The sequence below is a fragment of the Cellulomonas sp. genome, assembly GCF_035634735.1.
Lineage (GTDB): Bacteria > Actinomycetota > Actinomycetes > Actinomycetales > Cellulomonadaceae > Cellulomonas.
The window spans coordinates 1-11,473 of the sequence record NZ_DASQCJ010000039.1; the positions used below are offsets into that span (position 1 = coordinate 1).

Below are 11,473 nucleotides of genomic sequence, written 5' to 3' on the forward strand. Positions count from 1 at the left end.
CGTCGTGCTGCTCGTGTCGATGACCTGGCTCGTGACCCGGCAGGTCGTCCGCCCGGTGCGGCAGGCCGCGCACGTCGCGGAGCGGATCGCCGACGGCAGCCTCACCGAGCGGATGCCGGTGCGCGGCGAGGACGAGATGGCGCGGCTCGGCAAATCGTTCAACGAGATGGCCGAGAGCCTCCAGGACCAGATCGACCGCATGGAGCACCTGTCGGCCATGCAGCGCCGGTTCGTCTCGGACGTGTCCCACGAGCTGCGCACGCCGCTGACCACGGTCCGGATGGCCGGCGAGATGATCTACGAGTCCCGGGACGACTTCGACCCGGTGGTGCGCCGGTCCGCCGAGCTGCTCCAGCAGCAGCTCGACCGGTTCGAGGACCTGCTCGGCGACCTGCTGGAGATCAGCCGGTTCGACGCGGGCGCCGCCGTGCTGGACGCCGAGGCCCGGGACCTGCGCGACGTCGTCGGCGCGGCGGTCGACCAGGCCGTGCCGCTCGCCGGGGCCAAGGGCACCTGGCTCTCGGTGACCCAGCCCGAGGGGCCGTGTGTGGCCGACGTCGACCCGCGCCGGGTCGAGCGGGTGCTGCGGAACCTGCTGGTGAACGCGATCGAGCACGCCGACGGCAGCGACGTCGAGGTGACGGTCGGCGCCGACGACCGCGCGGTCGCGGTGACCGTCCGCGACCGCGGGGTGGGCATGACCCGCGACGAGGCGGCGCACGTGTTCGACCGGTTCTGGCGCGCCGACCCCGCGCGCGCGCGGACGACCGGCGGCACCGGGCTCGGCCTGGCGATCTCGCTGGAGGACGCGCACCTGCACGGCGGCTGGCTGGAGGCCTGGGGCCGCCCGCGGCAGGGCGCCTGCTTCCGGCTCACGCTGCCCCGGCGCGCGGGGATCACCCTCGAGTCGTCGCCGCTGCCGCTGGAGCCGCCGGCCGAGCCCGACCGGCCCGTCGCCCGGGAGCGGGACGTCGACCGCCCCGACCCCGCCGCGCTGCCCGACCTGCCGCCGACCACGGGGTCGTTCGACGTGGTGGAGCGGGCGCGGGAGGCGCAGCGCGCGGTGGCGCGCCGGCGCGAGCAGGAGCGCGGCGAGGGCGCGGCCGAGGTGCCGCCGCCCGCCGAGCCGCCCGCCGCGCCGCCCGCCGGGCGCGCCCCCGACGCGGCGCCCGACCCCGAGCCCGCCCGCCGCGGCGGCCCCGACCGACCGGGGGAGCCCCGATGACCGCGCCGACCCGCACGCGTGCCCGCGCCCGCCGCGCCTCCGCCGCCGCCCTGCTGGCCGTCGTGCTCGCCGCGCTGTCCGCGTGCGTCGGCATCCCGACCTCCGGCCCGGTCGGCGTCGGCGTCGAGGGCGTCACCGACCAGGGCGTCGTCGAGCCGCTGGGCGACCCGCCGCCGCAGGACGGGGCGCCCGAGGACATCGTCCGCGGCTTCCTCGGCGCGAGCGCGGCCGGCTTCAGCCGGGCCTCGGCCTCCGTCGACACGACCGACGACTTCCGCAACGCCCGCGAGTACCTGTCCGGCGAGACCCGCCGGTCGTGGAGCCCGCGCGAGCGCGTCGTGGTCTACGCGACCGCGTCGAGCCCGGACATCGAGCTGGTCGGCGAGTCGCAGGTGCGGGTGGACGTGCGGGTCGCCGCGCGGGTCGACGGCGAGGGCCGGTACGCGCAGGCCGGTCCCGACGCCAAGGAGTCGCTGACCTTCGACCTCGTGCAGGACAGCGAGGGCCAGTGGCGGATCTCCGGCCTGGAGGACGGCGTGGTGCTGTCCGAGCCGAACTTCGAGGCGATCTACCGCTCCGCGACCCTGTACTTCCTCTCCCAGGACGAGCAGTTCCTGGTCCCGGAGACCCGGTGGTTCCCGCTGCGGAACCTCGCGACGTCGATCGTCCGCGCGATCATCGCCGGGCCGTCGGGCTGGCTGCGGGACGCCGTGCGCAGCGCGGTCCCCGAGGGCGCCGTCCTGCAGCCCGACGCGGTCTCCGTCGACGGGGACGGCGTCGCGACGGTGAGCCTGGCCGCCGGCGGGCTGCCCACCGAGCCGGACGAGCGCGCCCGGATGCAGGCGCAGCTGGAGGCGTCGCTGCGGATCGCCCGGGTGCGCACCGTCGAGGTCAGCGCCGGGGGCGTGGCGATGGACACCGAGGCGGCGGAGCTCGAGCGCGGCCAGGACTGGGGCGGCTCGCTGGAGGCGCTCCAGGACGGCACGCTCGTGCAGATGTCCGCGGGCGAGCTCGAGCCCGTCGGCGGCGTCGCCTCGCTCGCGGGGCTGGACGCGCGCGACCCCGCCCGCGACGGGACCGGCGACCTCCGGGTCATGCTGTCCGGACCCGACCGGCTGGTGACCGTCCCGACGTCCGCCGCCGCGTCCGTCGAGCTGCTCGACGCCCCCGCGCTGGTGGCGCCGTCGGTCGACCGGCTCGGCTGGGTGTGGACCGCGTCCGGCGCGGGCGGCGGGCAGCTGCTGGCGGTCGACGACCGCGGCACCGTCGTCGACGTCGCCGCGGAGTGGCTGCAGGACCGGACGGTGCGGTCCGTGCGCGTCGCCCGGGACGCGACGCGTGTCGCGGTGGTGTCGTCCGGCTCGGACGGCGTGCGGGTCGACGTGGCCTCGGTGGTGCGCGACGACTCGGGGACGCCGCAGGTGCTCGGCGAGGCCTGGCGCACCGGGGTGACCCTCACCGACGCGACGCGGGTGGTCTGGGTCGACGAGTCGACGCTCGGCGTGCTCGGGCGGTCCGGCAGCACCACCACGGCCGTCTACCACCTGGTCCCGCTGTCCGGGGAGGTGCAGACGCGCCCGGCGCTCGCGGACGCGATCGACATCGCCGGCGGCAAGGGGGACAGCGCGCTGTACCTGGCGACGGCGGAGGGCGAGCTGTTCGCGCGGGCGGGGTCGAGCTGGGCCTCGGTGGGCACCGGGGTGCGGGACCCGTCCTTCGCGGGCTGAGCGGCGGGATCGCGGGGCGCCGGGATGACCACAGGGCCCGGCGCCGCGCGGCTGCCCCGCCGCCTGGGGACGCGCGGCGTGGCGCCCGCGGCCGCACCGCGAGGCTGGCGGGCATGACGACCACCCCCGCGCGGGCCGGCCCGCTCCGGGCCGTCGCCCGCGAGCTCCTCGACCTCGTCCTGCCCGTCACCTGCGCCGGGTGCGGGGCGCCGGGCCGGCCGCTGTGCCCGGGGTGCCTCGCCCGGTTCGCCGGGCCGCCGCGGCGGTGCGAGCAGGCGGCGGGGCGGCTCGACCGGATGGACGGCACGGTCCTGCCGGTGTGGGCGCTCGCGGAGAACGACGGCGCGGTGCGGCGCGCGGTCATCGGGTGGAAGGACCGCGGGCGGGCGGACGTGACGCCGTGGCTCGGGGCGGCGGTGCGGCGGGCCGGGACGGCGGTGCGGGGCGAGGTGCGCGGCGCCGTGGCCGGCCCCGCCCGCGGGACGTTGCTCGTCGTCCCCGCGCCCGCGTCGCCGCGGGGGCGGGCGCGCCGCGGCGAGGACCTGGTCGGCGCCCTGGCGCGGTCGGCGGCCGCCGGGCTCCGCGACGCCGCCCCGCTGCCCGCGCTGCGCCTCGCCCGCGGCGGTCGGGACCAGGTCGGCCTCGGCGTCCGCGGCCGCGCGGTGAACCTCGCCGGACGGGTCCGCGTCCGCCCGCGGACGCGCCCGGAGCTGGCCGGCGCCCGGGTCCTCCTGGTCGACGACGTGCTCACCACGGGCGCGACGCTGGCCGCGTGCCGGTCGGCGCTGGAGGGCGCGGGTGCGCAGGTCGCGGGCGCGCTGGTGCTCGCCGTCACCCGTCCGCCGGGTTCACCGACCGGCTGGTTGGAAGCCGCGGCGAACCCGGGCTAGCGTGGTCCTCCAAGCACCGGGAGGCGACGACGTCCCCCGGTACCGGGACTCGACGGGCACGCCCGCACGAGGAGGTGGTGCCGCAGACCAGCGCCCCGCGAGGGCGCCTCGAGCACGCTGCCGGGCGGGCAGAGACCCGCCCCCGGACCTCCAGGAGGTACCCCATGGAGATCGTCGTCGCCGGCCGTCACACCGACGTCCCCGAGCGGTTCCGTCAGCACGTGACGGACAAGCTCGCCAGGCTCGAGCAGCTCGCCCCCCGGGCGCAGCGCATCGACGTCGAGGTGACCCACGAGCCCAACCCCCGGCAGGCCGCGGCCGCCGAGCGGGTCGAGCTGACCGTGGTGGGCAAGGGACCGGTGATCCGCGCCGAGGCGTGCGCGGACGACCGGTACGGGGCCTTCGACCTGGCGATCGACAAGCTCGCGGAGCGCCTCCGCCGCGCTCGCGACCGGCGCAAGAGCCACCGCGGGAAGGTCCCCACGCCGGTGAGCGACCCGCTGCCGCCGATCGAGGACCTGGAGCCCGAGCCCGCCGCGCCCGAGCCCTCCGAGGACGGGGTCGTGGAGACGACGCTCGGCGACTCGCCCGTCGTCATCCGCGAGAAGGTGCACGTCGCCCAGCCGATGACGATCGACGACGCGCTGTACGAGATGGAGCTGGTCGGGCACGACTTCTTCCTGTTCGTCGACGCCGAGACGGCCCAGCCGTCCGTCGCCTACCGCCGGCGGGGCTGGAGCTACGGCGTCATCAAGCTCGACGCGGCCGTGACCAGCCTCGGCTCCGGCGCGGGCGCCGCCGCGGCGCCGCAGGCCGGCGGGATCGCCACCCCGGCGGGGGCCGCCGCGCAGCGCTGAGGCGCGCGACGCCACCCGCACCACCGCACCGCGCCCGCCGACGACCCTCCGGTCGGCGGGCGCGGTCGTGCCCGGGGCGCGCGCACGCCGGCCCCCCGGCGCTGGCGAGGGCCCCGGCACGCCCCGCGCCCGGCGTGCGCGCGGTATCCAGCGGCCGCCCGGCGGCAGCCCACCCGGCGGCGTGTGTCGGTGGTGGGCGGCACGATGGGGCGATGGCCACCAGCACCGACGCCGAGGCTGCCCCGACGCGCGCGCCCGCCACCGGGCCCGCCTCCGCCGAGCCCGCGCCGCCCGCGTCTGCCGAGCCCGCGCCGCCCGACTCCGCCGAGCCGGCGGCCGCCACCGAACCCGCGCCCGCCGCCCCCGGGCGCCGCCTCGCCGCCGCCCGCCGCGCCGCCACCGGCACCGCGCACCGCCCCTCGGCCTCGCTGTCGCTGTCCCAGGCCCGCCGCGTCGCCCTGCGCGCCCAGGGCCTCGACCGCCCCCGCGCCGAGCGCGCCGGGCCCGCGACCATGCGCCAGCTCCAGCAGGTCGTCGACCGGCTCGGCCTGCTGCAGATCGACTCGGTCAACGTGGTGGCCCGCGCGCACCTGGTGCCGACCTTCTCCCGCATCGGCCCGTACGACCCCGCGCTGCTCGACCGCGCCGCCGGCCGGGCGCCGCGCCGGCTGGTCGAGACCTGGGCGCACGAGGCGTCGTACGTCCCGCCGGAGACCTACGCGCTGCTCGGCTGGCGCCGCCGCGCGTACCGGGAGTACGCGTGGGGCTCGATCCGCGAGGTGCCGCTCACGCACTCGCCGCTGGTCGACGACGTGCTGGCCATGATCGCCGACGACGGCCCGCTGACCGCGAGCGAGGTGCACGCGCGCGTCGAGGGGCCCGTGCCGCGGGACCGGACCGAGTGGGGCTGGAACTGGACGGCGGCCAAGCGGGTGCTGGAGTACCTGTTCTTCACGGGCCAGGTCGCCTCGGCGCGCCGGAACCCGCAGTTCGAGCGCTGCTACGACCTCACCGAGCGGGTGCTGCCGCCGGAGGTGCTGGCGGCGCCGGAGCCGGACGAGGGCGACGCGGTGCGCCAGCTGCTCCGGATCGCCGCGCGCGCCCACGGCGTCGCCTCGGAGCGGTGCCTGCTCGACTACTTCCGGATCAAGGGGCCGCGGGCGAGGGCCGCGGTCGGCGACCTCGTCGACGAGGGCACGCTGGTGCCGGTGCAGGTCGACGGCTGGGCCCGGCCCACCTACCTGCACGCCGACGCCGACCTCCCGCGCCGGGCGACCGGCCGGGCGCTGCTCAGCCCGTTCGACCCGCTGGTGTTCGAGCGCCGCCGGCTGGAGGAGCTGTTCGGCCTGCGGTACCGCATCGAGATCTACGTGCCGGAGGCGCAGCGGGTGCACGGCTACTACGTCCTGCCGTTCCTGCGGGGCGAGCGGCTGGCCGCGCTCGTGGACCTCAAGGCGGACCGCCGCGCCGGGCTGCTCCGGGTGCACGCCGCGCACCCCGCCGAGCCCGCCGGCGCCGTGCCCGGGGCGGTCCCGGACCCCGCGCCGGGCGCCGTCGCGGCGGACCTCGCGGCCGAGCTCCGGCTGCTCGCGACCTGGCTCGGGCTCGACGACGTCGTGGTGGGGGACCGGGACGGGACGCCCCGCGGCACGCTGGCCCCGGCGCTCGCGGGCGCGCTGGCCGCCGGCTGACGCGCCCACGCCCGCCGGGCCCCCGGACGGCGGACCGCGCCGGGGCGCCGGGTTGCTGGTCGTCGCCGCCCCTCACCTACGATGGTCGGGGCCCGGCTGTGCGGTCGGGACGCCGGGACGCCGCACGTGGCCACGTGGGGCGCAGCGAGTCGGGAGTGCACGTGCCTGCGATCCTCGAGAAGGTCCTCCGCCTGGGCGAGGGACGGATCCTCAAGAAGCTGTCGGGCGTCGCCCAGCAGGTGAACGCGCTGGAGGACAGCTTCACGTCCCTGTCGGACGCCGAGCTGCGCGAGGAGACCGACCGGTTCAAGGCGCGGCTGGCCGACGGCGAGTCGCTCGACGACCTCATGGCCGAGGCGTTCGCCGCCGTGCGCGAGGCCGCGCGCCGCACGCTCGGGCAGCGGCACTTCGACGTCCAGCTGCAGGGCGGCGCCGCCCTGCACTGGGGCAACATCGCCGAGATGAAGACCGGTGAGGGCAAGACCCTCGTCGCCACCGCGCCGGCCTACCTCAACGCCCTGACCGGCAAGGGCGTGCACGTCGTCACGGTCAACGACTACCTGGCGAGCTACCAGGCCGACCTCATGGGCCGCGTGTACCGGTTCCTCGGCCTGACCACCGGCGTCGTGCTGTCCGGCCAGACGCCCGCCGAGCGCCGGGTCCAGTACGCCGCCGACATCACCTACGGCACGAACAACGAGTTCGGCTTCGACTTCCTCCGCGACAACATGGCGTGGAGCACCGACGAGCTCGTGCAGCGCGGCCACCACTTCGCGATCGTCGACGAGGTCGACTCGATCCTCATCGACGAGGCGCGCACGCCGCTCATCATCTCCGGCCCGGCCTCCGGCGACGCGAACCGCTGGTACTCCGAGTTCGCCAAGGTCGTGCGCCGGCTGCAGCCCGAGCGCGACTACGAGGTCGACGAGAAGAAGCGCACGATCGGCGTCCTGGAGCCGGGCATCGAGCGCGTCGAGGACTACCTCGGCATCGAGAACCTGTACGAGTCCCTCAACACCCCGCTGATCGGCTTCCTCAACAACGCCATCAAGGCCAAGGAGCTGTTCAAGCGGGACAAGGACTACATCGTCGACAAGGGCGAGGTGCTCATCGTCGACGAGCACACCGGCCGCGTCCTGCCGGGCCGCCGCTACAACGAGGGCATGCACCAGGCCATCGAGGCCAAGGAGGGGGTGGTCATCAAGGCCGAGAACCAGACCCTCGCCACGATCACCCTGCAGAACTACTTCCGGCTGTACGACAAGCTCGCCGGCATGACCGGTACTGCCGAGACCGAGGCGGCCGAGTTCCAGGGCACCTACAAGCTGGGCGTCGTCCCGATCCCGACCAACCGCGGGATGCAGCGCATCGACCAGGCCGACCTCGTCTACAAGGCGGAGGAGGGCAAGTACGACGCGGTCGTCGCCGACATCGTCGAGCGGCACGCCAACGGCCAGCCCGTCCTGGTCGGCACCACGAGCGTCGAGAAGTCCGAGATCCTCTCGAAGAAGCTCCGCAAGGCCGGCGTCCCGCACGAGGTGCTCAACGCGAAGCAGCACGCCCGCGAGGCGTCGATCGTCGCGCAGGCCGGTCGCAAGGGCGCCGTCACCGTCGCCACCAACATGGCCGGCCGCGGCACCGACATCATGCTCGGCGGCAACGCGGAGTTCATGGCCGTCGCCGACCTCGCCGCGCGCGGGCTGGACCCGAACGAGAGCCCGGAGGAGTACGAGGCCGCCTGGCCCGACGCCCTCGAGAAGGCCAAGGCCGCGGTCGCCGCGGAGCACGACGAGGTCGTGGAGCTCGGCGGCCTGTACGTCCTGGGCACCGAGCGGCACGAGTCCCGCCGCATCGACAACCAGCTCCGCGGCCGCTCCGGCCGGCAGGGCGACCCGGGCGAGTCCCGGTTCTACCTGTCGCTGCAGGACGACCTGATGCGGCTGTTCAACTCCGGCATGGCCGAGTCGATGATGACCCGCGCCGGCTTCCCGGACGACCTGCCGCTCGAGTCGAAGATCGTGACCCGCGGCATCCGGTCCGCGCAGTCGCAGGTCGAGGCGCGGAACTTCGAGATCCGCAAGAACGTCCTCAAGTACGACGACGTGCTGTCCCGGCAGCGCGAGGTCATCTACGAGCAGCGCCGCCGCGTGCTCGAGGGCGAGAACATGCAGGAGCAGGTCCAGCACTTCCTCGAGGACGTGCTCGACGACTACGTCACCGCGGCGACCGCCGAGGGCCACCCGGAGGACTGGGACCTCGAGCAGCTGTGGACGACGCTCAAGACGGTCTACCCCGTGTCGATCGACGTCGACGAGGTCGTGGAGCAGGCCGGCGGCCTCGGGCGGGTCACGCCCGAGCTGCTCAAGGCCGAGCTGCTCTCCGACGCCCGGATCGCGTACGAGGAGCGCACGACCTCGCTCGGCGAGCCGAACATGCGCCAGCTCGAGCGCCGGGTCGTGCTCTCCGTGCTCGACCGCAAGTGGCGCGAGCACCTGTACGAGATGGACTACCTCAAGGAGGGCATCGGCCTGCGCGCGATGGCCCAGCGCGACCCGCTGATCGAGTACCAGCGCGAGGGCTACCAGCTGTTCCAGGCGATGACCGACGCGATCAAGGAGGAGGCCGTCGGCTACCTCTTCAACCTCGAGGTCAAGGTCGCGGAGGCGCCCGCACAGGCGCCGGCTGCCGCGGACGAGGCGCCCGGGTCCGCCGACGGCGCGGCCGCGGACGGGACCGCGGAGCCGGTGCTGGTGGCCAAGGGCATCGACGGGCCGGAGCGCCAGGTCCCGCTGCAGTACTCGGCGCCGAGCGTCGACGGCGACAGCGGCACGACCGTGACCCGCGGCCGGCGCGCGGCCGGCCCGGCCACGTCGACGCCCGCCGGGGCGTCCGGCGCGGCGGGTGCCGACGCCGACGGCACCGGCGCGGGCGAGGACGCCGGCAACCGCGAGGCGCGCCGCAAGGCCGCGAAGCAGCAGCGCCGCCGGGGCTGAGCCCCGCCGGTCGGACGCCGCCCGCCCACCCCGCTCGGGGAGGGCGGGCGGCGTCGTCGCGTCCCGGGGGACGGCGGCCCGTCAGCCCACGACCAGCGCCGCCGCCCGCCAGCGCCCGGTGGACCGGGTGAGCCGGACCGCGACCGCGCGGACGCGGTCGGCCTGCGCCACCACGACCGAGGCCTCCACGGTGTGCGCGTCCACCCGGTGCACCCGGACCCGCCGCACCGACGGGCGCCGTGCCACCCCTGCGGGCACGGGGTCCATGGCGTCGCCGGCGAGGTCCCGGACGCCCGCGGCGGCATCCAGCACGCGGGTCCCCGGCGCGGTGAGGGCGGCCCGGCGGGCGAGGGCGTCGTAGACCTCGGGCGTGAGCCACCGGGCGAGCTGGGCCAGCGGCCGGCTGCCGGCGAGCACCTCGACGGCCGCCAGCGCCACCATGCAGCACGCCTGCCGCGGCTCGAGGTCCGGCGCCCCGCCCGGGGCCGTGCGTGGCGCCGTCAGCACCCCGCCCGGTGCCGCCCCCGCGGCCGGTGGTCGCCGGGGCCGCCCCGTCGTGGGGGCGGCCTCGACGGTCCGCTTCGATCGGGCGGGCTGGGGCCCCCGGTCCGACGGCGGTGAGCCGGCGGGCGAGGGCGGGGTGGCACCGCCCGGTGGGACGGCACCGCCAGCCGGAGGGGCACTGCCCGGTGGAACGGCACCACCGGCAGGAACTGCGCTGCCAGCCGAAGGGGCACGGCCCGGCAGTGCGATGTCGCCGGCCGGTGCGGCACTGCCCGCCGGGGTGGCACTGCCCGCCGGTGCGGCACTGCCCGCAGGAGTGCGTTCGCCCGGCGGAGCGGTGTCGCCGGCCGGAGCGGCGCCATCCGCCGGCGTGCCACCGCCCGCGGGGGCCGCGCCACCCGCCCGAGCGGCGTCCCGCGCCCGCGCGCGTCGCTCGTCCGGGGTCGGCGGCGGGGCGGGCCCGTCGTCCGCGCCCGGGTCCTCGGACGGCAGCGGCGGGGGAGCGGGGACGAGGCGCACCTCGATCGCGGTGCTCACGGGACCCCCGTCGTGGTCGTGCTCGTGCGGTGTCTGCTCATGGGTTACCTCCGTGGTCGGTCGGCCCCGCCGCCGGGCACAGATGTACCCCTCCCCGTCGGGCGGACGCCAGAGAGGTGCCTGGCACCTGGGGACAACTCCCGGCGGGTCGCCGCACGACGCGCGGGACTCGCCCGAGTTCGTCCGCGATGTGCGCCGTGGGCGGCTGCGGGCGGCACACTGGTCCCGTGCGTCTCTACCTGCCTGCCACCCTGGACGAGCTCGACGACCTGCTCGGCGGCCGCGCGCCGCTCGCGGCCCCGCGCCGCGCGCACGCCGTCACGCCGGCGCTGAGCGCGCTGCTGCCCGACGAGGACGAGGAGGGCGTCGAGTTCGCCGCGCAGCTCATGGCCGCGGACGACGCGCTCGTGCTGCTCGCCTCGCGCCCGGACGCGCCGGGACTGCGCCTCGTGGTCACGGTCGAGGTGCCGGACGACGCCGTGCGCGACGGCGCGCCGGACGAGGGCGCCGGCGTCGACGACGAGGCCGCGAGCCTGGTGACGCTGACGGCACCGGCCGCGCTCGACGTGGTGGTGTGCGCGCACGTCGACGAGCCCGCCGCCAAGGACGAGGTCGCCCGCGCGCTGGACGGCGACGACGCCGCGCTCGACGCGCTCGCCGAGCGCGACCTGCTCTGGTACGACGCGACGGAGCTCGCCCGCATCCCCCGCTGACCGACCGGGCACTGACCTCGGGTGGAGCGTTCTGCCCGACACGCACCCGCGTGTCGGGCGGAACGCTCCACCCGTTTCCAGACTCGGGTCGAGCGGTGTGGGCAGCCGCCGGCGCCCGGGTCAGCGCACCCGGGTCAGGGCGCCCGGTCAGTGCTCGATCAGCGGGTCCAGCACCTGCAGCGCCGCCCCGTGCAGCCGGCCGTTGGACACCAGCGCGCTGCCGCCGAACGGCCCGTCGACGCCCTGCACCGACGTGAACCGCCCGCCGGCCTCGGTCACGATCGGCACCAGCGCGGCCATGTCGTGCAGCGCGAGCTCGGGCTCGGCGGCCAGGTC

Annotated in this window: 8 protein-coding genes and 1 pseudogene; 7 read left to right on the forward strand and 2 right to left on the reverse strand. The window is 76.9% G+C overall.

What is annotated here, in order from left to right; translation table 11 throughout:
• The 6 genes from mtrB to secA all read left to right on the forward strand — a co-directional run.
• A partial coding sequence (gene mtrB, locus VER05_RS03455; protein ID WP_324844004.1) for an MtrAB system histidine kinase MtrB occupies window positions 1-1,225 on the forward strand: 1,225 nt, incomplete at its 5' end.
• Window positions 1,222-2,952 (forward strand): LpqB family beta-propeller domain-containing protein, encoded by a 1,731-nt coding sequence (locus tag VER05_RS03460; protein ID WP_324844005.1) that lies wholly within the window; start codon window positions 1,222-1,224, stop codon window positions 2,950-2,952. The genes mtrB and VER05_RS03460, both read left to right, overlap by 4 nt.
• Window positions 2,953-3,065: 113 nt before the next feature.
• Window positions 3,066-3,842 carry a ComF family protein gene (locus tag VER05_RS03465; RefSeq protein WP_324844006.1) on the forward strand — a complete coding sequence of 259 codons (777 nt, stop codon included), beginning with the start codon at window positions 3,066-3,068 and terminating at the stop codon, window positions 3,840-3,842.
• Between the two features lie 164 nt (window positions 3,843-4,006).
• Window positions 4,007-4,699 (forward strand): ribosome hibernation-promoting factor, HPF/YfiA family, encoded by a 693-nt coding sequence (gene hpf / locus VER05_RS03470; RefSeq protein WP_324844007.1) that lies wholly within the window; start codon window positions 4,007-4,009, stop codon window positions 4,697-4,699.
• A 212-nt stretch (window positions 4,700-4,911) separates the two neighbouring features.
• A complete protein-coding gene (locus tag VER05_RS03475; protein ID WP_324844008.1) occupies window positions 4,912-6,390 on the forward strand; it encodes a winged helix-turn-helix domain-containing protein in 1,479 nt (492 codons plus the stop codon).
• A gap of 161 nt (window positions 6,391-6,551) precedes the next feature.
• Window positions 6,552-9,383, forward strand: a complete 2,832-nt coding sequence (gene secA, locus VER05_RS03480) for a preprotein translocase subunit SecA (RefSeq protein ID WP_324844009.1) — start codon at window positions 6,552-6,554, stop codon at window positions 9,381-9,383.
• Between the two features lie 81 nt (window positions 9,384-9,464).
• On the opposite strand, the gene VER05_RS03485 is transcribed toward secA, so the two are convergent.
• Window positions 9,465-10,424 carry an Rv3235 family protein gene (locus tag VER05_RS03485; protein ID WP_324844010.1) on the reverse strand — a complete coding sequence of 320 codons (960 nt, stop codon included), beginning with the start codon at window positions 10,422-10,424 and terminating at the stop codon, window positions 9,465-9,467.
• A gap of 227 nt (window positions 10,425-10,651) precedes the next feature.
• Here VER05_RS03485 and VER05_RS03490 point away from each other — a divergent pair, with 227 nt between their 5' ends.
• Window positions 10,652-11,137: a DUF6912 family protein gene (locus tag VER05_RS03490; protein WP_324844011.1), complete on the forward strand. Its 486-nt coding sequence runs from the start codon at window positions 10,652-10,654 to the stop codon at window positions 11,135-11,137.
• A 147-nt stretch (window positions 11,138-11,284) separates the two neighbouring features.
• Here the strand turns inward: VER05_RS03490 and VER05_RS03495 are convergent.
• Window positions 11,285-11,473, reverse strand: a pseudogene (locus tag VER05_RS03495) (histidinol phosphatase); the annotation flags it as partial.

What these genes read in the sequence shown, in the direction of transcription:
- hpf (WP_324844007.1), top strand. Translation starts at nt 4,007, where the DNA reads ATGGAGATCGTCGTCGCCGGCCGTCACACCGACGTCCCCGAGCGGTTC.
- VER05_RS03460 (WP_324844005.1), top strand. Translation starts at nt 1,222, where the DNA reads ATGACCGCGCCGACCCGCACGCGTGCCCGCGCCCGCCGCGCCTCCGCC.
- VER05_RS03475 (WP_324844008.1), top strand. Translation starts at nt 4,912, where the DNA reads ATGGCCACCAGCACCGACGCCGAGGCTGCCCCGACGCGCGCGCCCGCC.
- VER05_RS03465 (WP_324844006.1), top strand. Translation starts at nt 3,066, where the DNA reads ATGACGACCACCCCCGCGCGGGCCGGCCCGCTCCGGGCCGTCGCCCGC.